Raw genomic sequence first — 22,507 nt, 5'->3', positions numbered from 1 at the left:
GGCCGTCACGCGGCGCTCACGCCGCGCCGAGATCGGCGAGCGGATGGGCGAACAGCTTCCACGGCGACGTCAGGAAATGCCGCACGCGCTCGGCGCGCAGCTCGACGAGCGACGCCGGCGCCCAGCGCGGCTTGCGATCCTTGTCGACGAGATGCGCGCGCACGCCTTCGCAGAAGTCGCCCTCCTCGATCGCGCGCGCGACGATGCCGAGCTCCATCCGGAACGATTCGGCGAGCGTCATCTGCCGTCCGCGCAGCAGCGCTTCGCGCGTCACGCACAGCATCGTCGGCGAATGGCCGGCGAGTGCATCGAGCGTCGCCTGCAGCCATTGACGATGCTCGCGCGACAGCTCGTCGCGCGCGAGCTCCTGCGTGAGCGTCGCGACGATCCGCTCGACGGTCGAGCGCTTGTCGAAGTGACGGACGATCCACGCCATCTGCGTATCGAGCGCCGCATGCGGCACGACGTTGCACGGCGGCTCGAACACCTTGCGCAGCGCCGGCAGCACGTCGCCGTCCCATTTGATGCTGTCGATGCGCGTCTCGAACGTATCGAGCCACGCCGACGGCACGCACAGATCCGCGAGTTTCGCGCTCAGCGCGTCGGCGCCCGACAGCATCGCGCCCGTCAGCCCCACGTACAGCTCGAGCTCGACCGGCATGCGCGACAGGAAATGCGTCGCGCCGACGTCGGGCACGAGGCCGATGCGCGTCTCGGGCATCGCGATCTTGCTGCGCTCGGTCGCGACGCGCAGCGCCGCGCCTTGCGCGAGCCCCATTCCGCCGCCCATCGTCACGCCGTCCATCAGCGCGACCACCGGCTTCGGGAACGTGTGGATCGCGTAGTCGAGCCGGTATTCGTCGACGAAGAACGGCAGCCAGGTCTCGCGCTGCGCGACCATTCGGAAGAGCGCGCGCACGTCGCCGCCCGCGCAGAAGCCCTTCTCGCCCGCGCCGCGCAGCACGACCGCGACGATCTGGTCGTCGGTGCGACAACGTTCGAGCAGCGCGGCCAGCTCGCCGATCATCGAATAGGACAACGCATTGAGCGCGGCCGGCCGGTTCAGCGTAATGAGCGCCACGCGGTTCACCACGCGAAACAGCACCTCCGGCGCGGGTTGCGCGAAGCTGTCATGAGTCGTCACCGGCGTGCTCATCGTTGCGGCTCCCCATCTGTGTGCCATTGCGGCGCGCGCTTGCCGAGAAACGCGGCCACGCCCTCGCGCGGATCGCTCGTGTCGAACAGGTCGACGAAGCGCTCGCGCTCGACCGCGAGCGCCGCGCCGCGCGGCACGCCGCGGCGCGCGAGGCCGATCAGCTCCTTGCTGTAGGCGACCGCATGCGGGCTCTGCCGCGCGACGTTGCGTGCGAGCGCCAGCGCCGCATCGCGGGCCGCGCCGCTTTCGACCACGTCCTCGACGAGGCCGATCCTGAGGGCCGTCGCCGCGTCGACGCGCGTGCCGGCCAGGATGATCTTCTTCGCCCAGCCTTCACCGACGAGCCAGGGCAGCGTCTGCGTGCCGAGCCCGCACGGCAGCAGGCCGACCGACGGCTCGGGCAGCGCCATCTGCGCGTGCGTCTCGGCGATCCGCAGGTCGCACGCGAGCGCGCATTCGAGGCCGCCGCCCATCGCATAGCCGTTGATCGCCGCGATCGTCACGACGCGCGCGTCGTGCAGCGCCTCGAATGCCGCGCCGAAACGCGCGGCCATCGCGCGCGCGACCGCGCGATCGCCGTCGGCGAACGTGTTCAGGTCCGCGCCCGCGCTGAAGAACTTCGGGCCGTCGCCGGTGATCACCAGCGCGCGCACGCGCGGGTTCGCATTCAATTCGGCGACGGTGGCCTGCAGCTGCTGCAGGCCGTCGGCGGTGAAGGCGTTCGCGGGCGGACGCTTGAGCGTCGCGCACGCGATCGCGCCGTCGTCGACGTAGTCCAGTTCGATCATGAGGCGTCCTTCTTGGTGGCCGGTTGGTACAGGCGGATCACCGCCGAGAAATCGAGCTGCCCGTCGCCGCGGCTGCTCATCGTCTGGTACAGCTGCTGCGCGAGCGCACCGAGATAGACGGGCTGGCGCGCCTGCTTCGCGGCGTCGTTCGCGAGGCCGAGATCCTTCAGCATCAGGTCGGTGCCGAAGCCGCCGCTGTAGCCGCGCGACGACGGCGCGGTGTCGATCACGCCCGGATACGGGTTGTAGGTGTCCGAGCTCCAGCAGCGGCCCGTCGACGTGTTGACGATGCCGGCCAGCACCTTCGGGTCGATGCCGAGCGCGACGCCGAGCGACATCGCCTCCGACACGGCCGCCATCGAGATGCCGAGCACGAGGTTGTTGCAGACCTTCGCGACCTGCCCCATCCCCGTCGGCCCGCAGTGGACGATGTTCTTGCCCATCCCGGCGAGCACCGGCTTCACGCGCTCGAAATCCGCATCGCTGCCGCCGACCATGAAGGTCAAGGTGCCGGCCGCTGCACCGCCGGTGCCGCCCGACACCGGCGCGTCGACGAACGCGCCGCCGTGCTCGCGCACGAGCGCGCCGAACGCCTGCGCGCTCGCCGGGTCGATCGTGCTCGAATCGATCACGGTCGCGCCGGCGCCGAGGCCGGCCAGCACGCCGTTCTCGCCGGCGAGCACCGAGCGCACGTGCGGCGCGGCCGGCAGCATCGTGATCACGAAGGCCGCGCCCGATGCCGCGTCGCGCGGCGATGCGGCGACCTGCGCGCCGGCGTCCTGCAGCGCGCGCAATGCGTCGGCGCTCAGGTCGAACGCATGCACTTCATGGCCGGCCTTCAACAGGTTCAGCGCCATCGGCGCCCCCATGTGGCCCAGTCCGATAAAACCGATCTTCATGTTCGTGTCCTCCGCGGCTCAATGCAGCCGGATCGTCGTGTTCACCGGGCCGGCCGTCGTGTCGTCGTCGAACCAGCGCGCGGTGACCGTCTTGGTCTGCGTGTAGAACTGCACGACCTGCTTGCCGTACGGGCCGAGATCGCCGAGCTTCGAGCCGCGCGAACCGGTGAAGCTGAAGAACGGCACCGGCACCGGGATCGGGATGTTGATGCCGACCTGGCCGACGTCGATCTCGCTCTGGAACTTGCGTGCCGCCGCGCCGCTCTGCGTGAAGATGCCCACACCGTTGCCCATCGGGTTCGCGTTGACAAGCGCGATCGCTTCGTCGAGCGTGTCGGCTTCGAGCACGACCAGCACCGGACCGAAGATCTCGTGCGTGTAGATCGACATGTCGGTCTTTACGCCGGAGAAGATCGTCGGGCCGACGAAATTGCCCTCCTCGTAACCGGCCACCTTCACGTCGCGGCCGTCGAGCTCGAGCTTCGCGCCTTCCTTCACGCCCGCTTCGATCAGCGACAGGATGCGGGCCTTCGCTCCGCGCGACACGACCGGGCCGACGTCGGTGCCGGCTTCCGCGCCCGCGTTCACCTTCAGCAGCTTCGCCTTCGCGACAAGATCGGGCAGCCAGTCGCGCGCCTCGCCGACCAGCACCGCGACCGACGTCGCCATGCAGCGCTGCCCGGCCGCGCCAAAGCCCGCGCCGACCAGCGCGTTGAGGGTCTGCTCGCGATTCGCATCGGGCAGCACCACCGCGTGGTTCTTCGCGCCCATCATCGACTGCACGCGCTTGCCGTGCTGGCTGCCGAGGTTGTACACGTGCGTGCCGACCGCCGTCGAACCGACGAACGAGATCGCCTTCACGAGCGGATGCGTGCAGATCGCGTCGACGACTTCCTTGCCGCCGTGCACGACGTTCAGCACGCCCTTCGGCACGCCGGCTTCGATCGCAAGTTCGACGAGCTGCATCGTCGACATCGGATCCTGCTCGGACGGCTTCAGCACGAACGTGTTGCCGCATACGATCGCCATCGGGAACATCCACAGCGGAATCATCGCGGGGAAGTTGAACGGCGTGATGCCCGCGCACACGCCGAGCGGCTGGCGCAGCGTGTAGGTGTCGACGCCGCCCGCGACGTTCTCCGCGAATTCGCCGAGCTGCAGCGTGCCGATCGAGCACGCATGCTCGACCACTTCGAGGCCGCGGAAGATGTCGCCTTCGGCATCGGGCAGCGTCTTGCCCTGCTCGGCCGTCAGCGTCTTCGCGATGCGCTGCAGGTTCGCGCGCACCAGATCCTGGAACTTCAGCATGATGCGCATGCGCGCGGCGATCGGCGTGTTCTTCCACGTCGCAAACGCGGCGTGCGCGGCCTGCACGGCCGCGTCGACTTCGGCGACGGTCGCGAACGGCACGCGCGCGAGGACCTGCTGCGTCGCCGGGTTGACGATGTCGCGCCACTCGCTCGTGGTGGACTCGACGAAGGCGCCGTCGATCAGCAGCTTGACCGTCGGCACGTCTTGCCCCGTGCGGGGCGTCGGATTCGCGTTCATCAGTGCACTCTCCTTGCAGTGGGCCGCATGGCGTGATGCCACGCGCGGCCGGTTCGGTTCAGTCCGGTGACGGGCGACGCACGGCAAAACGCGGCGCGCGCGGCCCGCGGCCGGTCATTTCAGTTCGGCGGCGAAATCTTCTTCCCAGTATTCGCCGGGCATCCGCGTGGTCGCATCGTCGCCGCGCTCGATCTCGCGGCGGCGCAGCTCGACGCGGCGGATCTTCCCCGAGATCGTCTTCGGCAGCTCCGCGAACTGCAGGCGGCGGATGCGCTTGTACGGCGCGAGCTTCTCGCGCGAGAAGCGGAAGATCTCCAGCGCGAGCGCGGGGCTTTCCTCGTAGCCCTGGCGCAGCGTGATGAAAGTCTTCGGCACCGACAGCCGCAGCGGGTCCGGGCTCGGCACGACGGCCGCTTCCGCGATCGCCGGATGCTCGATCAGAACGCTTTCCAGTTCGAACGGGCTCAGCCGGTAGTCGGACGACTTGAACACGTCGTCCGCACGGCCGATGTACACGTAGTAGCCGTCGTCGCCGCGCATCGCGATGTCCGACGTGCGGTAATGGCCGTCGCGCATCGCGTGGGCCGTCGCGTCGGGATTGTTCGCATAGCCGGTCATCAGGCCGACCGGGCGCGTCACGCCGGCGCCGATCGGCAGCGCGACCTCGCCTTCGGTCACCGGCGCGCCGTCCGGGTCGAGCAGCGCGATCCGGTAGCCGGGCAGCGGCCGCCCCATCGAGCCCGCGACGACCGGCTGGCCCGGCGTGTTGCCGATCAGGCAGGTGGTTTCGGTCTGGCCGTAGCCGTCGCGAATCGTGATGCCCCACGCCTTCTTCACGCGCTCGATGATCTCGGGATTCAGCGGCTCGCCCGCGCCGACGATCTCGCGCAGCTTCACGTCGAACGACGCGAGCGGCTGCTGCACGAGCATGCGCCACACGGTCGGCGGCGCGCACAGCGTGGTCACCTGGTATTTGACGAGCGCATCGAGCACGACCTTCGGCTCGAAGCGCGCGTAGTTGAATGCGAACACGCACGCCTGCGCATTCCACGGCGCGAAGAAGCAGCTCCATGCATGCTTCGCCCAGCCCGGCGAGCTGATGTTCCAGTGGATGTCGCCCGGCTGCAGGCCGACCCAGTACATCGTCGACAGGTGCCCGACCGGATAGGTGCGATGCGTGTGCTCGACGAGCTTCGGCTTCGACGTCGTGCCCGACGTGAAGTACAGCAGCATCGGATCGCTCGCGTGCGTGACGGCGTCCGGCTCGAACGCGGCGCTCGCCGCATAGCCGTCGTTCATCGCGAGCCAGCCCGCGCGCGGCGCGCCGGCGACGATCTTCTGCGCGAGGCCGAGATCGGCCTGTTCGAACTTCGCGGTTTCGTTCTCGTCGACGATCGCGTATTTCGCGCCGCCGATCTGCACGCGATCGCGCACGTCATCGGCCGACAGCTGCGTGGTCGCGGGCAGCACGATTGCGCCGAGCTTCATCGCGGCGAGCATCGCGTCCCACAGCTCGACACGGTTCGGCAGCATCAGCAGGATCCGGTCGCCGCGCACGACGCCGATGCCGCGCAGCCAGTTCGCGATCCGCGACGAGCGCTCGGACATCTGCGCGAACGAATACGGGTCACCCGTGCCGGTTGCCGCGTCGACGATCCACAGCGCGGGCTTGTCGTTGCCGCGCGCCATCGGGTCGAAGTAGTCGAGCGCCCAGTTGAACGCATCGAGCACCGGCCATTCGAAATCGCGGTAAGCGGTTTCGTAGTCGGTGCGATGGCGCAGCAGAAAGTCGCGTGCGTCCAGGAATGCCTGTACCGTCATCGTGTCGTCTCCTGTCTCCTGTCGACGTGAGTTAGCGCTTTAGCGCTTACTCGCGTCCCATGCCTCGCGCGGTCGACGTGAGTTAGCGCTTTAGCGCTCACTCACGTCCCATGCCCTGGCGAGTCTCCATGCCCAGCGGTCAACCGGGCACGCGCTGCAGCGAATGCCCGGTTCCGTATCGCGCGGCGCACGGTCACGTCGTTGCGTGCCGCGTTTGCCGCGCTGCCCTCGTGCCCTGCCTGTTTGCCTGCCTGTATGTCTGGTTGTTTGCGTGGTTGCCGATGGCGCGCGCGTCGCGACTCAAAGCTGTCGCGCGATCACCATCCGCTGCACTTCGCTGGTGCCTTCGTAAATCTGCGTGATGCGCGCGTCGCGATAGTGACGCTCGACTTCGTAATCGACGAGGTAGCCATAACCGCCGTGGATCTGGATCGCGTCCGAGCACACGCGCTCGGCCATCTCGGACGCGAACAGCTTCGCCTGCGATGCTTCCGACAGGCACGGCAGCCCGGCGGTGCGCAGCTTCGCCGCGTGATGCACGAGCAGGCGCGCCGCGTTGATCTGGGTGGCCATGTCGGCGAGCTTCTGCTGGATCGCCTGGTGCTCGGCGAGCGGCTTGCCGAACTGCACGCGCTCGCCCGCATAGCGGCGCGCCTTGTCGAATGCGGCGCGCGCGATGCCGAGCGCCTGCGCGGCGATGCCGATGCGCCCGCCTTCCAGGTTCGACAGCGCGATCTTCAGCCCTTCGCCGCGATTGCCGAGCAGGTTCTCTTCCGGAATCGCGCAGTTCTCGAACGTGATCGGGCATGTGTCGGATGCGCGGATGCCCATCTTCTTCTCCGGCTTGCCGACGATGAAGCCCGGCGTGTCGGTCGGCACCAGGAACGCGGAAATGCCGCGCTTGCCGGCTTCCGGGTCGGTCATGGCAAAAACGATCGCGACGCCGGCGCGCTGGCCATTGGTCACGAACTGCTTCGCGCCGTTCAGCACCCACTTGCCGTCGCGCAGCTCCGCCCGCGTGCGCAGGTTGTGCGCCTCGGAGCCGGCCTGCGGCTCGGTCAGGCAGAACGCGCCGATGATGCGGCCCGCCGCCATCTCGGCCAGCCAGCGATCCTTCTGCGCGGGCGTGCCGAAGCCGAGGATCGGCCCGCAGCCGACCGAGTTGTGCACGCTCATCATCGTCGCGCAGGCGGCGTCGCCCGCCGCGATTTCTTCCATCGCCAGCGCATAGGCGACGTAATCCGTATACGCGCCGCCCAGCTCCTGCGGCACGATCATCCCGAGCAGGCCGAGTTCGCCGAGCTGCGCGACGACGGCGTCGGGCAAGTGCGCGTCGTGGTCCCACTGCGCGGCGTTCGGTGCCAGCACCTCGGTGGCAAAAGCGCGCGCAGCGTCGCGGATCATCCGCTGGTCTTCGGTGTAAAGCTCGTCCATGGCGCTGCTGTCTCCCGCGGCCGCGTACCGCGACCGACCTTTCGTTTCGATGCAACAAGTGTAGGCAAGCGCGCGCGACTGTTCGATGCTCGCGCCGCTCATTTACACTGAGCGTTTTTGCCATACCGGCGGCTTCGATGAAGCAGGAAGAGAAGGGAACCGTCGCGATCAGCCTCGTCGCCTATAGCGTCGCGCTCGCCACCCGGCGCGGCGTCGCGGCCGAGCCGCTGCTCGCGCAGGCCGGCATCGCGCCCGCGCTGCTCGCGCAGCCGCGCGCGCGGGTGTCGGCGCAGCAATACGGCGCGCTGTGGAACGCGATTGCGCGCGCGCTCGACGACGAGTTTTTCGGGCAGGATCGCCACCCGATGCGCAGCGGCAGCTTCATTGCGATGAGCCAGGCCGCGCTGTCCGCGCAGGACGGGCTGCACGCGATGGCGCGCGCGGTGAATTTCATGCACTGCGTGCTCGACGACCTGCACGCGGAGCTCGACGCGAACCCGCAGCGCGTGCGGCTGCGCTTCGTGCACCGCAATAGCGCCGCGGCGCCCGCGATGTTTACGTACGCGACCTATTTCATCATCGTGTACGGGCTCACCTGCTGGCTGATCGGGCGACGCATCCCGCTGCTGCACGCGAGCTTCCGCTGCGACACGCCGCCGGCCGACCATGAATACCCGTCGATGCTGTGCGACGACATGCGCTTCAACCAGCCCGATTCGTATGTCGATTTCGATCCCGAATTCGCGACGCTGCCGGTCGTGCAGAACGCGAAGACGCTGAAGACCTTCCTGCGCAACGCGCCGGCCAGCTTCATCGTGAAGTACCGCAACCCGAACGCGCTCGCGCAGCGCGTGCGCACGGTGCTGCGCGGGATGCCGCCCGCCGCGTGGCCCGGCGCCGGCGGGATGGCCGCGCGGCTGCACGTGGCCGAGGCGACGCTGCGCCGCAAGCTGCACCAGGAAGGCCACGCGTACCAGTCGATCAAGGACACGCTGCGGCGCGACCTCGCGTTCGAGGCGCTGGCCGATCCGGCGCGGACCATCGCCGACGTCGCGGCCGCCGCCGGTTTCGCGGAACCGAGCGCGTTCTACCGCGCGTTTCGCAAATGGAGCGGGCGCAGCCCGGCCCAGTACCGGGAAGAAGCGCTCGCGCGGGGCAGCGCCGCCGGCTGAGTGCGCGGCCGGCGGCACCGCCTTCGCGCTTTCCGCCGAAACCGCCTAATCTTCAAATATCGGGCCAACGCCCTTTCCGCGAGCCGGACGGCGTGCGGCCGCGCGCCGCCCGGACGCCCCGATGCACATTCACCGTCATGGGCCGCCGCCGGCGCCTGCATCGCCCGGCGCCCGCCCCCGTCACCCGCTGTCCGCGCGGGTCGCGCGCGCCGCGCTGTTCGCGGCGCTGCTCGTCGTGTGCGCGGCGGTTGCCGCGCCGCCCCCCGCTACCCGGCCCGCCACCGCACCCGTCGCCGCACCGCCGGTCGTCGTGATTCCGGTCAACGGCGCGATCGGGCCGGCCAGCGCCGACTTCATCGTCCGCTCGCTCGAGCGCGCGGCGCACGAGCACGCGCCGCTCGCGATCCTGCAACTCGATACGCCCGGCGGGCTCGACACGTCGATGCGGCTGATCATCAAGGCGATCCTCGGCTCGCCGGTGCCGGTCGCCGCGTTCGTCGCGCCGGGTGGCGCACGGGCCGCGAGCGCCGGCACCTATATCGTCTACGCGAGCCACATTGCCGCGATGGCGCCCGGCACCAATCTCGGCGCGGCATCGCCGGTGCAGTTCGGCATCGGCGGTGGCGCGCCGGGAGCGCCAGGTGCGACGAAGCCGTCGCCGGCCGGCGCGTCCGGCGCGTCCGGCGCGTCCGGCGCATCCGCAACGCCAGCCGAGTTGCCGAACGACACGCAGTCGACCGAGATCCGCAAGGCGACCCAGGACGCCGCCGCGTACATCCGCGGCCTCGCGCAATTGCGCGGACGCAATGCCGAGTGGGCCGAGCGCGCGGTGCGCGAGGCGTTGAGCCTGTCGGCAACGGAGGCGCGCGCGCAGCATGTCGTCGACCTGGTCGCGCAGGACCCGGCCGACCTCGCGCGCCAGCTCGACGGCCGCACCGTGACGACGACCGCCGGCACGCTGCACCTCGCGACCGCGCATGCGCCGCTCGTCGTGCTGGCGCCCGACTGGCGCAGCCGCTTCCTGTCGATCATCACCGATCCGAACGTCGCGCTGATCCTGCTGACGATCGGCATCTACGGGCTGTTCTTCGAGTTCGCGAATCCCGGCTTCGTGCTGCCGGGCGTCGCCGGCACCATCTGCCTGCTGATCGGGCTGTTCGCGATGCAGTTGCTGCCGGTCAGCTATGCGGGGCTCGGGCTCGTGCTGCTCGGGCTCGGCTGCCTCGTCGCCGAGGCGTTCCTGCCGACCTTCGGCGTGCTCGGATTCGGCGGGATCGTCGCCTTCACGATCGGCGCGCTGATGCTGATCGACACCGACGTGCCCGGCTACGGCATTCCGTGGCCGGTGATCGTGGGCCTCGCGGCCGGCGGCGGGCTGCTCGTCGCCGTCGTGTCGAGCGTCGCGCTGCGCGCGCGGCGGCGGCCGGTGGTGACGGGCGCCGAGGCGATGGTCGGCAGCATCGGCGAAGTGCTCGACGACGGCCTGCATGCCGACCAGCCGCAGGGCGCGGCCGGCGCCGCACCGTCGGCGGCGGGCTGGGCGCGCGTGCACGGCGAGCGCTGGCGCGTGGCGAGCAGCACGCCGCTGGCCGCCGGTTGCCGCGTGCGCGTGACCGGCCGCCACGGGCTGACGCTCACCGTCGCACCGCTCTACGACGTGCCGGCACACGAACAACAACACCAGGGAGCACCGTCATGATGGGCTACACGTTTGGCTTCAGCAGCGTCCTGATCGTCTTCATCGTGGTGCTCGTCGCATCGTCGATCCGCATCTTCCGCGAGTACGAGCGCGGCGTCGTCTTCATGCTCGGCCGGTTCTGGAAGGTGAAGGGGCCGGGGCTCGTGCTGATCATCCCGATCGTCCAGCAGGTCGTGCGGATCGACCTGCGCACCGTCGTGTTCGACGTGCCCGCGCAGGACGTGATCACGCGCGACAACGTGTCGGTGAAGGTCAATGCGGTCGTGTATTTCCGCGTCGTCGATCCGGAGAAGGCCGTGATCCAGGTCGCGCGCTTCTTCGAGGCGACGAGCCAGCTCGCGCAGACGACGCTGCGCGCGGTGCTCGGCAAGCACGAACTCGACGCGTTGCTCGCCGAACGCGAGCAGTTGAATGCCGACATCCAGAAAACGCTCGACGCGCAGACCGATGCGTGGGGCATCAAGGTGTCGACGGTCGAGATCAAGCACGTCGACCTGAACGAGACGATGATCCGCGCGATCGCGCGGCAGGCCGAGGCCGAACGCGAGCGGCGCGCGAAGGTGATCCATGCGGAAGGCGAACTGCAGGCGTCGGAGAAGCTGCTGCAGGCCGCGCAGCGGCTCGCGCTGCAGCCGCAGGCGATGCAGCTGCGCTACCTGCAGACGCTGACGACGATCGCGGCGGACAAGAATTCGACGATCGTGTTTCCGCTGCCGGTGGATCTGCTGGGGGCGTTGCTGGAGCGATTGAGGCCGCCGCGCGAGCAGTGAGACGGGCGGGCGCCGGCCCGAGCGACGCCGCGGCCGCGGCCGATGCCGACGGGCGACGCTCGGGCGCGGGGCCGCCGCGGCCGGAAGCCGGATGCCGGATGCCCGGCGCCCGGCCCGCGTCAGGCCAGCAGCTTGCGGTCGGTCTTGCCGTACTTGATCGACTTCTCGTCCGGGATCATCAGCCCCGTGTGCTCGTCGCGGCCCTGCAGCAGGAAGCGCGCGTCCGGCTTGCCGATCTGCTCGGCCGCGAGCTTGCTGTCCGCGCCGATCTCGCCCTTCTTCATCCGGTTGACGATCACGCCGGCCGCGGTGTCCTTGAAGTCGCGCAGCATCCACGCGTCGCCGTCGCTGTCGCCGAACACCAGCAGCGGGCCGTAGCCCTTCTTCGACGCGAGGACGTTGCGGATGCCCACCGTCTTGCCGGGCCCCCAGTTGAAATGCCAGCCGGCCGGATAGGTGCTCGTGTACTTGCCGTCCTGCATGTCGAGACGCAGGCCGATCACGTTCTCGGGCGGCACGCCGTAGCCATAGTTCGGATTGCCGGCGAATACGCGCACGACATCGTCGAGCGACGCGGTACTCACGTACACGTCGATGCCGTTCGCACGCAGCGTATGCATCACCGCGCGGATTTCCTCGTGAATGCGGATGCCGTGGAAATGCGTGTCGGCCACCACGCCGGCCTTGCCCGGCAGCGCCTTCGGGCTTTCGTAGCGGACCTTGCGCAGCGCGTCGCCGATCCCGTAGTTGTTCGACGCTTCCGCCATCGCCTGGAGCTCGGCGGTCGTCATGTTCTTGTAGAAGTAGATGATCCACTTGTAGCCGACTTCGAGCGGATGCGTATCGCAGATCGCGTCGTACATGAAGTACAGCTTCGCGCGAAAATCCTTGAACTGGTCGGTCTCGCGAATCTCGTCGAGGCTCTTGTCGCCGCCGAAACCCTTGTAGTTCGCGTAGAGCCAGCGGTAGTCGGACTCGACGTCGGCGGCGAGATCCTCCATCGTCACCGGCTTGCCGTCGACGGTCGTGTAGTCCTTCATGAACGCGCCCTTCGGCACGTCCTTCCACATCACGCCGACGAACTCGTCCGGCGTCAGCTTGTACTGCAGATGGTTGATCTGGTACATCAGCAACGCTTCTTCGCAGTCGTTCATGATGCACGTGTTGTCCCAGTCGAACACCGCATACGGGCGGCGCTTCCCGTCGTAGCGCGCGCTCGCGACGCCGTGCTGGTCGAGTACCGCCTGCAGGCGCGCGGCGTTGAACGGCGACCAGCGGCCCGGGTCCAGCGCGTCCGGCGCGGTCGCGCTCTTCGCGCCGGCCATGCCGGCCTTGAGCATCAGCGGCGTCGCAGCGGTCGCCGCGGCCAGGGTGTTCATGAACTTGCGGCGTTGCATGGTCTGTCTCCGTAGGAAGGTCGAATCGGCTTCGGTCGCTGCCCCCGCGCGACGCGCGGCACACCGGCCCCGCGAAGCCGCGAAGGCTTCGAATCGGGGGCGAATGATGTGACGAAATTATTTCGGCAATTTGACAGCGTCGCGCCGCGACACGACAGGGAGTTGATCCAGCGCGACATGCCAGGCCCGCGCCGCGGCCTCGCGTGGCGCTCCCCGGCCGGCTGCCCCGCTCGGGATGCGTGCGCAGCGACGGCCATCCGCCCCGACCGCCGCAAACCTAGAGCTTCCCCTCCATTTCGGCCTTCATTAGGAGAAATCCTCACCTCCGCGCCACGTCGAACCCGCTATGATCTTTACATCGACCAATGACACATTGAATGCTGACTGAATAATCCGCCGCCGGATCACCGGCGGATGCATTCCGGATCAGCGCCCCAGCCTTGCACCGGACCCGCGTCGCGCCGACGCGCGAACCCGGGCCGACACACGGAGACGCATCATGACCGCCCACCATCCGCTGCCGGAAGTCCACCTCGACGAGCTGCCGCAATTCCGCGCGGTCCAGCAGCTTGCATACCGCTGCGTCGAGACCGTCGGCGCGATGCTCTACCCCGGCATCACCGAGAAGGAAGCCGCGCGCCTGCTGACCGAATGGCTGCAGGACAACGGCGTGCACGACTGGCTGCACAAGCCGTTCGCGTGGTTCGGCGACCGCACCGCGTTCCAGGGCTTCTCGGGCCTGAAGCACATGGGCGGCTTCAACCTCGCGTTCTTCCCCAGCAACCGCCAGCTCGAAACCGACATGCCGGTGATCCTCGACGTCGCGCCCGTGCTCGACGGGATCGTCGCGGACGTCGGCTACGCGCACTGCCTCGGCCACAACCCGATCCTCGAACAGCTGCAGGACGACCTGATGGACCATCGCGACCTGATCGTGCAGCTCGTGAAGGCGCGTCGTCCGATGGCCGAGGTCGCACAGGCGGTCGACGCGCTATGCCGTCGCCAGGGCGTCGAGCCGCGCCACAAGGCCTATCCGTTCAAGGTGCTCGCGCATCGCGTCGCGAAGATCCACAAGCTGTCGAAGCCGCGCTTCGTCGCACGCTTCGGGCTGAACGCGACACGCAACCTGCTGCTCGACCAGGGCCGCGCAGCGAAGCAGCAGGGCTGGTCGCCGCTGTGGTCGATCGACCGCCGCTCCGAGCACGCGCCCGTGCCGGGCCTGTGGGCCGTGGAGCCGCATCTCGGCTTCGCCGGCGTCGGCGCGAAATTCGAGGAACTGCTGGTGATCACCGACGACGACGCGTACTGGCTCGACGACGACCTGCCGCACGTGCGCCGCTGGCAGCGCCGCCAGGCCGAACGCGCGCCGGCCGTCGCGGCCGTGCAGGCCGCCGCCTGACACACACGCGTTGCGCCTTCCTCCCGAATCCCTGAACGACGGACTCACGATGCAGCCTCTTTCCGACGAAGCGCCGCTGGCCCTGTTCGAATCGGTCCACAGCGAAACGGCCGTCGCCTCCGGCGACCTCACGCTCGCGGTGCGAACCTGGGGCGACCCGGCCCGCTCGCCGGTCGTGCTCGTACACGGCTACCCCGACGACAGCAGCGTCTGGCAGCAGGTCGCGCCGCTGCTCGCGCGCAGGCACTACGTGATCGCCTACGACGTGCGCGGCGCGGGCCTGTCCGGCGTACCGAAGCGCACGGCCGACTACCACCTCGCGAAGCTGACCGACGACTTCGTCGCGGTGATCGACGCGCTCTGCCCCGGCCGCGCGGTGCACCTGATCGCGCACGACTGGGGTTCGATCCAGGGCTGGGAGTTCGTCACTGATCCGCGGCTCGCCGGCCGCATCGCGTCGTACACGTCGTGCTCGGGGCCGTGCCTCGATCACGTCGGCTTCTGGCTGCGCGAACGCGTGCTGCACCCGACGCCCGCGTCGCTCGGCAAACTCGGCGGCCAGCTCGTGCGCTCGTGGTACGTGTACCTGTTCCACCTGCCGTTCGTCCCCGAACTCGGCTGGCGGCTGTGGCTCGGCCGCGCGTGGCCGGGCCTGCTGCGCCGGATCGAGAAGACGCCGGCCGCGCCGCGCCCGACGCAGGCCGACGACGGCGCGCGCGGCGTGCGCCTCTATCGCGCGAACTTCATCCGCTGCCTGTTCGCGCCGCGCGAGCGCTACGCGCACGCACCGGTGCAGACGATCGTGCCGCTCGGCGACAAATACGTGAGCCCGGCGCTGTCCGAGAACCTGTCGCGCTGGGTGCCGCAGTACTACCGCCGTGAAGTCGCGGCCGGCCACTGGCTGCCGCTCGCCGATCCCGCACGCTTCGCGGGCCTCGCCGAGCAGCTGATCGACGCGGTCGAATCGGGCGAGGAACCGCCCGCGCTCGCGAACGCACGCCGCCGCGCGACCAGCGGCCGGTTCAGCGGCAAGGTCGCGGTCGTCACCGGCGCGGGCAGCGGCATCGGCCGCAGCGCGGCGCTCGCGTTCGCCCGCGAAGGCGCGACCGTCGTCGTGTGCGACATCGATCTCTCGAGCGCCGAGCGCACCGCGCTGCTGCTCGGGCTGACCGGTGCGCGGGCATACGCGAAACGCGTGGACGTCGGCGCCGCCGACGAGATGGAAGCGCTCGCGGCATGGGTCGGCAGCGAGCTCGGCGGCGCGGACATCGTGATCAACAACGCGGGCATCGGCATGGCCGGCGGCATCCTCGACACGAGCGAGCGGCACTGGGAGCGCATCCTGCACGTGAACCTGTGGGGCGTGATCCACGGCTCGCGACTGTTCGCGCAGCAGATGGCCGCGCGCGGCGCGGGCGGCCACATCGTCAACACCGCGTCGGCCGCCGCGTTCGGGCCGTCGCGCGACCTGCCCGCTTACGCGACGACGAAGGCCGCCGTGCTGATGCTCAGCGAATGCATGCGCGCGGAACTGGCGGAAAAAGGCATCGGCGTGACGGCCGTGTGCCCGGGTTTCGCGGAAACCGGAATCATGGCGTCGACGCAATACGCGGGCGCCAGCGCACAGGACGAAGCGCGGCTGCGCAAGCGCGCCACGAAGCTGTACCAGATGCGCGGCCTGAAGCCGGAAACCGTCGCGCAGGCGATGGTCGACGGCGTGCTGCGCAACCGGCCGGTCGTGGCGGTGGGCACCGAGGCGCACGCGCTGCGGTTCGTCGGCCGCTTCATGCCGTGGCTCGGCCGGATGCTGGCCCGCATCAGCATGGCATCGCATTGACGGCGCAGCGCGCCGCACAGGAACGGAGACACAGATGACCGCTACCGCCGACTATCACAAGATCAAGGCCCGGCACGTGAAGTTCGACTTCAGCGATACGCCGATCACCTGGGTGCCGAACGACCCGGGCAGCACACACATCATCAACACGCTGAACCTGCTGTTCCCGGAAGGCGAGCTGTGGTTCTGCCGCGTGTACAACAAGGCGCTGCCGCACATCACCGATGCACGCCTGCGCGACGAAGCCGAAGGCTTCCTGCGCCAGGAAGCAGTGCATTCGCGCTCGCACGGCGGCGTGCTCAAGCATTATTACGACCGGCACGGGATCGACACGAAGCCGTTCACGCAGAAGCTGAACTGGCTGTTCACGCGCGTGCTGGGCGAAGCGCCGTTCGGGCTGAAGATCGGCCATACGCGCTTCTGGCTGCGGCAGCAACTCGCGGTGATCGCGTCGCTCGAGCATTTCTTCGGCTACCTCGGCAACTGGGTGCTCAACGCGCACGGGCTCGACGAAGGCCGTGCCGACCCGACGATGGTCGACCTGCTGCGCTGGCACGGCGCGGAGGAAGTCGAGCACCGGACCGTCGCGTTCGACATCTACAACCACATGGGCGGCAACTACCCGGAGCGCTGCCTGCACATGGCGTTCGTGATCGTGCTGCTGCTCTACTTCATCACGAGCGGCGCGAAGTTCATGTACCGGCGCGATCCGGCCGCCGGCCGCTATCCGGGTTTCGTGCTCGCGTGGTGGAAGGGTTCGCGGCGCGGGCACCTGCCGTCGTTCTGGAAAGTGATCGGCGCGGCGCTGCGCTATTTCAAGCCGGGCTATACGCCGCACCACGAAGGCTCGACCGAGCAGGCGCTCGCGTATCTGGCGCGCTCGCCGGCCGCGCAGGCGGCCGCGCACGGCGGCAACTGGGGCACGACGAAGGGCGCGTGAGCCGGGTCGTCGACGGCTTCGTCACGGCGTCGGCGGGCGGCGTCCGCCGAAATGCGTACAATCGCGGCTTCATTTCCCGGAGGTGCCGCGATGGCCATGAAGAAAACCGATCTAGAAAAGAACAAGGCGCTCAAGCTGACGCACGCGCTGAAGCAGTCGAGCTCCGCCCGTTTCGGCAAGGGCGCCGAGGACGCGGCGAAGCTCGATCGCCGCGCGCAGCGCAAGCTCGACCAGGAACAGGGTCTCGTGCCGTTCGCGTGCAAGCTCAACGCCGAACTCGTCGAACAGCTGAAGGCACGCGCCGCCACGCATCCGAACGGCATGACGGGCCTGCTGTCCGAACTGCTCGTCAACGGCCTCGCCCAGCGCGACGCGTGACGCGCCACGTTTCTCGAAAATAGTCGTTGACAACGCCGTACGACATCGACAAACTCGTTCGCATGCCTACGTTCAAGCTCATCGCCATCGCGAATCATTGCCCGGTGAACATTCGAAAGAATGGATCACGGGAGGCGCTTGTGCGTTAGCATCCGAGCAGTACCGCATGTCACACAAGGCCTCACCGGAAACGGATGAGGCCTTTTTGTTCTGGTGCGCGTCATCCGTCCGGCTCAACGAATGGAGAAGACGATGGACCAGGCAAGCCCGTTGTTCGACCGTCCCGATTCGCGCCGCGCCGGCGCGATCGCGTTACCGACCGTCGTGATCCGTTTCGCGGTTGCGCCGCGCACGACGCTCACCTGGCGCGCGCCGGGCGATGCGGAAATTCGTGCGCATGGCGCGCCGCTGTGGATCACGCGGCCGCCGAGCGTCGACGACTACTGGGTACAACCCGGCGACGTGCTGCGCATCGCGCGCGGCGATCGCATCTGGCTCGGCACCGATGACGACCGGCCGGCCGAAGCGTCGATCACGACGGCGTACGTGCGGCGCGGCGAACGGCTGAGACGCGCGCTCGCGCGAATGCAACGTTTGCTCGCCGGACGATGGCGAAGACGGGGGTGACGATGCGCGATTCCGTCGCGCGACGTGACACCGGAACGCGCGGAATCAACGCATCCGGAAACGGACGCACCCGCGGCGCCATGCGTCGCGGGTGCGCATCGAATGACGCGGCACGCGCGTGCGTGCCGCGAGCGATCGCGCGCCGTGCGCAACCCTTGCATGCATCGCGTGCATCAGGTGCTGGCGGCGAGACGCGGGCCCGTGCTGCGGGGAATGGCATCGAGGTCGGGGCGTTGCGCCGCCTGCGAGGTCACCCACGGGTCGATGCCTTGCTTTTGCACCTCCTCGAGAAATGACACCCGCGTACGCCAGTAATCCGCCTGTAATTTCGCATCGATGACGCGCTGTTCGGCTGCGAACAGTTCCATGCGCGCCGTCACGAGCATCGACGCAGCGGTTTTTTCCGGCGTGGGGGCGTGCCGCATCGCCCAACGGCTGATCCAGTTCAACATGCTCACCTCCGGGATGACGGACGAACCCGCATCGGGCAATCGCAACCGGTCGCGCCTGCCCGAATGCGCAACGACCGTCACCGCACTTCACCGCCTGCCCTGCACGGACTGCGACTCCCCCGCGTCGGCAACGACTGGCCGGCGTGTGTGCGCGGTGTATCTATCCTAGAAAGACTTGCCGGTTAACGCGATGACGTCTTGCAATCTTTTACACAGAAACCACAGTCGCGCCCGCGTCGCGAAATGACAGTTGCGGACGGAACGGGTTCGGCGCAGGATAGCCCGATATCTGCAACCGCCTGGACTGATGAATGGCCGCTGCACGCCGCTGCGCACCCGCGCCGGTCATGCCGCGCGCGTTCGCGCATGCATTGCGACCGTCCTGCGTTCGGCCAGCATGCGGGTGCGCCATTGCAGTCGCATGTCATCGCATGTCATCGCGCGGCGGCCGCGCCGCATGCCGGTCATGTCGTTGCGCCCGCATCGGCCGGCCCGGCCCGCCGTCCCCTCATCGAATCGTTTCCATCGTTTCTGCCTGCCCCGCGTCGTCCGAACCGGTAAAATGCGCGCCTTCCTCGCGCGGCCGGCCTGTCCGACCGTTCGCGCGAACGCGGCCGATCGTGCCCCGCAACTATATCGTCCGAGCTATCCGCGCTATTACAATCCGCCGATAGCGCGGCAATAGTGGCTGGTTACAGTAGGCCGGCCTCGCGCTGCCTTACAACAATTCGGCACGAACAACAAGCAACACGACAACCCGACCGGAGAAAACGCCTTCATGGAATCCATCAAGCGGTATTTCGGCTTCGCTGAAGCCGGCACCGACTTCCGCACCGAAATACTCGCGGGCGTCACCACGTTCCTGACGATGGCCTACATCATCTTCGTCAACCCCGCGATCCTCGGCGATGCCGGCATGCCGAAGGAATCCGTGTTCGTCGCGACCTGCCTCGTCGCGGCGCTGGCATCGATCATCATGGGGCTGTACGCGAACTATCCGATCGCGTGCGCACCCGGCATGGGCCTGAACGCGTATTTCGCGTATACGGTCGTCAAGGGGATGGGCTTCACGTGGCAGGCCGCGCTCGGCGCCGTGTTCATCTCCGGCTGCCTGTTCCTGCTCGTCACGCTGTTCCGCGTGCGCGAGGCGATCGTCAACGGCATTCCGAAATCGCTGCGCATCTCGATCACCGCCGGCATCGGCCTGTTCCTCGGCATCATCTCGCTGAAGACCTCGGGCGTGATCGTCGGCAGCCCGGCCACGCTCGTCACGCTCGGCGACCTGCACAAGCCCACGACGATCCTCGCGATCATCGGCTTCTTCACGATCGTCACGCTCGACCACCTGCGCGTGCGCGGCGCGATCCTGATCGGCATCATCGGTGTCACCGTCCTGTCGTTCTTCTTCGGCGGCAATCAGTTCCACGGCGTGTTCTCCGCGCCGCCGTCGATCGACGCGACGCTGTTCAAGCTCGACATCGGCGCCGCGCTGTCGACCGGCATCATCAACGTGATCCTCGTGTTCTTCCTCGTCGAGCTGTTCGATGCGACCGGCACGCTGATGGGCGTCGCGAACCGCGCGGGCCTGCTCGTCGAAGGCAAGATGAACCGCCTGAACAAGGCGCTGCTCGCCGACAGCACCGCGATCGTCGCGGGCTCGGTGCTCGGCACGTCGTCGACCACCGCGTATATCGAAAGCGCATCGGGCGTGCAGGCCGGCGGTCGCACCGGCGTGACGGCGATCACCGTCGCCGTGCTGTTCCTCGCGTGCCTGTTCATCGCGCCGCTGGCCGGCGTCGTGCCGGGCTACGCAACGGCACCGGCACTGCTGTACGTGTCGTGCCTGATGCTGCGCGAGATGGTCGACGTGCCGTGGGACGACGCGACCGAAGCCGTGCCGGCCGCGCTGACCGCGCTGCTGATGCCGTTCACGTACTCGATCGCGAACGGCGTCGCATTCGGCTTCATCGCGTACGGCGGCCTGAAGCTGCTGACGGGCCAGGCCCGCACGGTCAAGCCGATCGTGTGGATCATCGCGGCCGTGTTCCTGTTCCGCTTCTTCTATCTCGGCAGCGAGTGACGCACGCGCCCCGGTGCGCTGCATGATGAAAAGACGCCACCTTCAGGTGTAGTGCCGTCCGGTTCCCGTCGCGGAACCGAACGGCATGGCGAGAAGGACGGCCCCTGACGACCCGGTCGCATTTGCGGCCGGGTCGTTTCACAAGGGCGCCCGCCTGGTGCGGGCGACGTCAGGTCACGCGTCCGCCTGCCGGAGCACCCAGCGCGCGAAGGTCTGCAACGGCCCCTCGCCCAGTTCCAGCGCCTCCGGCAACACGAGACAGAAGCGCTTGACCACGCCCCGCCCGTCCGGCCAGGGCGCCGCGAGCAGCCCCTGCGCGATTTCGGCGTCGACATAGAGGCGCGGCACCAGCGCGACGCCGAGCCCGGCCAGCGCCGCGGCGATCAGCATCGAGTAAAGATCGTAGCGGGCGCCGGCGGCCGGATTGTTCACCGGCAACCCCGTCTCCTGCACGTACGCCGACCAAGCATCGGGCGTCTGGCGCTTGTGCAGGCGCGGCAGCGTGCCCAGCAAGGTGTCCGGCTGCCCGCCCGCGAGCAGCGACGGATGGCAGACCGGCACCAGCACCTCCTCGCACAACCGGTACGTATGCATGCCGGCCCAGGCCGGATGCTCGAAGTGAATCGCCGCGTCGAAGCCGCTGCCGGCCAGCACGAACGGCTCGGCGCGATCGGCGAAATGCACCGTGATGTTCGGATGCTGCGTCTGGAATCCCTTGAGCCGCGGAATCAGCCAGCGCGTCGCAAACGTCGGCGTCACGGCGATATCGACGCTGCCGCCGTCGCCGGGCTGCCCCATCATGTACTGGCTGTCGCGCTCGAGCCGGTCCAGCACTTCGCGAACCTGCGCCGCGTAGCGCGCGCCGTTCGGCGCCACCCGCACGCGGTTGCCGACCCGTTCGAACAGCGCGACGCCCAGGAACGTCTCCAGCCGGCCGATCTGCCGGCTGATCGCGCCTTCCGTCAACGCCAGCTCATCGGCGGCGCGCGCGAAGCTCCCATGCCGCGCCGCGGCCTCGAATGCCATCAATGCCGAATTGCTCGGAATCCTGCGTCGCGTCACGATTGCTCCCGGTCCGACCGCCGTCGGTCATGGCTTGATCAAATGTCATTGAACGGTGACGAATCATCGTTTTCCGCCCATTCTTCCGCTCATTATCATGACAAAAACTCAACCCGTCGAGCCGGCCGATCGCGCCCGAAGGCCGCTCGCCACCCGTGGAGATGTCATGATCTATGCCGTTGAATGCAGCATCGCCGAGCCCGCCGTCGAAGCCGGGTGGAACGACTTCTACAGCCGCGTCAAACTGCCGGCGCTGATCTCGGTATCCGGCTTCCGCACGTCGCAACGCTTTCGCGCCCTCGGCGGCGACGGCCCCGTCTACCTCGCGCTGCATACGATCGACGGCCCCGACGTGCTGACGTCGGCCGAGTATCGCGACAAGGGCGGCGGCAATTTCGCGCGCTGGCAGCCGCACATCGTCGAATGGCGCCGTAACGTGTACGACGGCGCGGCACCCGCGCCGGCCGTCGCCGGCCATCAATGGCTGGCCGTTTGCGACGACGCCGCCCCGTTCGCGCGAGCAGGTATCGCAGCCACCGCCATGCATGCGGTCGCGCTGGACCGCCAGCCGGCCGCCCGCTGGCTGGCGGTCCTCGATCACGACCAGGCGCGGCTCGCGTCCGATGCGTCGGACGCCGCGATCCGGTGCTATGCGCCGATGGGCGACCGGCTCGTCAGCGCGACGACGACGTCGGCCGCACGCTGACGGGAGCCCGGCCATGCCCAGCGTCACGATTTTCATCCCCGAGACGAGCATGCCGTCCAACGCGGCACTCGATGCACTGTCGTCAGCCTGCGAGACGCTCTGCACCGAGGTGTTGCGCGCCGCACCCGGCACGATCCACGTCGCGTACGTGCCGATCCGGCACGGCCGCGGGCATCCGCTCAGCGCGGAGATCCGCTTTCGCATCGCATCGTTTCGCACCACTGAATTGATGGACCGGTTCATGGCCGAACTGGATCGCGAGATTCTCCGCCACACCGGATTCGTCGCACGCATCCGCTGCTTCGGCTACGACACCACCCACCTTCACGCCCGACATTGACC

Annotated in this window: 20 protein-coding genes; 11 read left to right on the top strand and 9 right to left on the bottom strand. The window is 68.5% G+C overall.

Annotation, left to right across the window (positions count from 1 at the left end):
* Positions 1-16: 16 nt before the first annotated feature.
* The 6 genes from U5A56_RS11165 to U5A56_RS11140 all read right to left on the bottom strand — a co-directional run bounded on the left by U5A56_RS11165 (position 17) and on the right by U5A56_RS11140 (position 7,646).
* Positions 17-1,156, bottom strand: a complete 1,140-nt coding sequence (locus tag U5A56_RS11165; RefSeq protein ID WP_044846888.1) for an enoyl-CoA hydratase/isomerase family protein — start codon at positions 1,154-1,156, stop codon at positions 17-19.
* The gene (locus tag U5A56_RS11160; protein WP_321922301.1) at positions 1,153-1,944 is read right to left on the bottom strand and encodes an enoyl-CoA hydratase; all 792 of its coding nucleotides are present in this window, start codon (positions 1,942-1,944) and stop codon (positions 1,153-1,155) included. The genes U5A56_RS11165 and U5A56_RS11160 overlap by 4 nt, the downstream gene beginning before the upstream one ends.
* Complete coding sequence (gene mmsB / locus U5A56_RS11155; protein WP_044846886.1) at positions 1,941-2,843, bottom strand: 3-hydroxyisobutyrate dehydrogenase; 903 nt, start codon at positions 2,841-2,843, stop codon at positions 1,941-1,943. Before mmsB ends, U5A56_RS11160 begins: the two co-directional genes overlap by 4 nt.
* 18 nt (positions 2,844-2,861) lie before the next feature.
* A complete protein-coding gene (locus U5A56_RS11150) occupies positions 2,862-4,391 on the bottom strand; it encodes a CoA-acylating methylmalonate-semialdehyde dehydrogenase (RefSeq protein WP_124667451.1) in 1,530 nt (509 codons plus the stop codon).
* Between the two features lie 114 nt (positions 4,392-4,505).
* Positions 4,506-6,212, bottom strand: a complete 1,707-nt coding sequence (locus U5A56_RS11145; protein ID WP_321811336.1) for an AMP-binding protein — start codon at positions 6,210-6,212, stop codon at positions 4,506-4,508.
* 300 nt (positions 6,213-6,512) lie between these two features.
* On the bottom strand, positions 6,513-7,646 hold the full coding sequence (locus tag U5A56_RS11140) for an acyl-CoA dehydrogenase family protein (protein ID WP_044846910.1): 1,134 nt from the start codon (positions 7,644-7,646) through the stop codon (positions 6,513-6,515).
* 137 nt (positions 7,647-7,783) lie between these two features.
* On the opposite strand from U5A56_RS11140, the gene U5A56_RS11135 reads away from it, so the two are divergent.
* The 3 genes from U5A56_RS11135 to U5A56_RS11125 all read left to right on the top strand — a co-directional run bounded on the left by U5A56_RS11135 (position 7,784) and on the right by U5A56_RS11125 (position 11,287).
* Positions 7,784-8,818 carry an AraC family transcriptional regulator gene (locus tag U5A56_RS11135; protein WP_321922297.1) on the top strand — a complete coding sequence of 345 codons (1,035 nt, stop codon included), beginning with the start codon at positions 7,784-7,786 and terminating at the stop codon, positions 8,816-8,818.
* A 121-nt stretch (positions 8,819-8,939) separates the two neighbouring features.
* On the top strand, positions 8,940-10,517 hold the full coding sequence (locus tag U5A56_RS11130; protein WP_321922296.1) for a nodulation protein NfeD: 1,578 nt from the start codon (positions 8,940-8,942) through the stop codon (positions 10,515-10,517).
* On the top strand, positions 10,514-11,287 hold the full coding sequence (locus U5A56_RS11125; protein WP_124485280.1) for a slipin family protein: 774 nt from the start codon (positions 10,514-10,516) through the stop codon (positions 11,285-11,287). Before U5A56_RS11130 ends, U5A56_RS11125 begins: the two co-directional genes overlap by 4 nt.
* A 119-nt stretch (positions 11,288-11,406) precedes the next feature.
* On the opposite strand, the gene U5A56_RS11120 is transcribed toward U5A56_RS11125, so the two are convergent.
* On the bottom strand, positions 11,407-12,684 hold the full coding sequence (locus tag U5A56_RS11120; RefSeq protein ID WP_044846880.1) for a haloacid dehalogenase-like hydrolase: 1,278 nt from the start codon (positions 12,682-12,684) through the stop codon (positions 11,407-11,409).
* 499 nt (positions 12,685-13,183) lie between these two features.
* Here U5A56_RS11120 and U5A56_RS11115 point away from each other — a divergent pair, with 499 nt between their 5' ends.
* The 5 genes from U5A56_RS11115 to U5A56_RS11095 all read left to right on the top strand — a co-directional run bounded on the left by U5A56_RS11115 (position 13,184) and on the right by U5A56_RS11095 (position 17,865).
* Positions 13,184-14,083, top strand: a complete 900-nt coding sequence (locus tag U5A56_RS11115) for a M24 family metallopeptidase (protein WP_321922293.1) — start codon at positions 13,184-13,186, stop codon at positions 14,081-14,083.
* A gap of 49 nt (positions 14,084-14,132) precedes the next feature.
* Entirely contained in the window at positions 14,133-15,920 is a 1,788-nt protein-coding gene (locus U5A56_RS11110) for an SDR family oxidoreductase (RefSeq protein ID WP_321922291.1), read from the top strand.
* A 34-nt stretch (positions 15,921-15,954) separates the two neighbouring features.
* Positions 15,955-16,860, top strand: a complete 906-nt coding sequence (locus tag U5A56_RS11105; protein WP_044846877.1) for a metal-dependent hydrolase — start codon at positions 15,955-15,957, stop codon at positions 16,858-16,860.
* Between the two features lie 90 nt (positions 16,861-16,950).
* A complete protein-coding gene (locus tag U5A56_RS11100) occupies positions 16,951-17,238 on the top strand; it encodes a hypothetical protein (RefSeq protein ID WP_124485275.1) in 288 nt (95 codons plus the stop codon).
* A gap of 252 nt (positions 17,239-17,490) precedes the next feature.
* Positions 17,491-17,865 (top strand): DUF2917 domain-containing protein, encoded by a 375-nt coding sequence (locus U5A56_RS11095; RefSeq protein WP_321922289.1) that lies wholly within the window; start codon positions 17,491-17,493, stop codon positions 17,863-17,865.
* A 173-nt stretch (positions 17,866-18,038) separates the two neighbouring features.
* On the opposite strand, the gene U5A56_RS11090 is transcribed toward U5A56_RS11095, so the two are convergent.
* Positions 18,039-18,317, bottom strand: coding sequence for a hypothetical protein (locus tag U5A56_RS11090; RefSeq protein WP_044846875.1), 279 nt, complete (start codon positions 18,315-18,317; stop codon positions 18,039-18,041).
* 778 nt (positions 18,318-19,095) lie between these two features.
* On the opposite strand from U5A56_RS11090, the gene U5A56_RS11085 reads away from it, so the two are divergent.
* On the top strand, positions 19,096-20,397 hold the full coding sequence (locus U5A56_RS11085; protein WP_044846874.1) for an NCS2 family permease: 1,302 nt from the start codon (positions 19,096-19,098) through the stop codon (positions 20,395-20,397).
* Positions 20,398-20,571: 174 nt separating this feature from the next.
* On the opposite strand, the gene U5A56_RS11080 is transcribed toward U5A56_RS11085, so the two are convergent.
* Positions 20,572-21,423 (bottom strand): LysR substrate-binding domain-containing protein, encoded by an 852-nt coding sequence (locus U5A56_RS11080; protein ID WP_044846873.1) that lies wholly within the window; start codon positions 21,421-21,423, stop codon positions 20,572-20,574.
* A 202-nt stretch (positions 21,424-21,625) separates the two neighbouring features.
* Between U5A56_RS11080 and U5A56_RS11075 the strand changes: the two genes are divergently transcribed.
* Together U5A56_RS11075 and U5A56_RS11070 are read left to right on the top strand one after the other, a co-directional pair.
* The gene (locus U5A56_RS11075) at positions 21,626-22,165 is read left to right on the top strand and encodes a sugar ABC transporter (protein WP_321922286.1); all 540 of its coding nucleotides are present in this window, start codon (positions 21,626-21,628) and stop codon (positions 22,163-22,165) included.
* Between the two features lie 13 nt (positions 22,166-22,178).
* A complete protein-coding gene (locus U5A56_RS11070; RefSeq protein ID WP_321922284.1) occupies positions 22,179-22,505 on the top strand; it encodes a hypothetical protein in 327 nt (108 codons plus the stop codon).
* Positions 22,506-22,507 lie beyond the last annotated feature (2 nt).

Origin of the sequence: Burkholderia sp. BCC1998, assembly GCF_905339875.1 — a bacterium.
In the GTDB taxonomy this organism is placed as follows: domain Bacteria; phylum Pseudomonadota; class Gammaproteobacteria; order Burkholderiales; family Burkholderiaceae; genus Burkholderia.
This window is presented reverse-complemented; position numbering and strand designations above follow the sequence as displayed.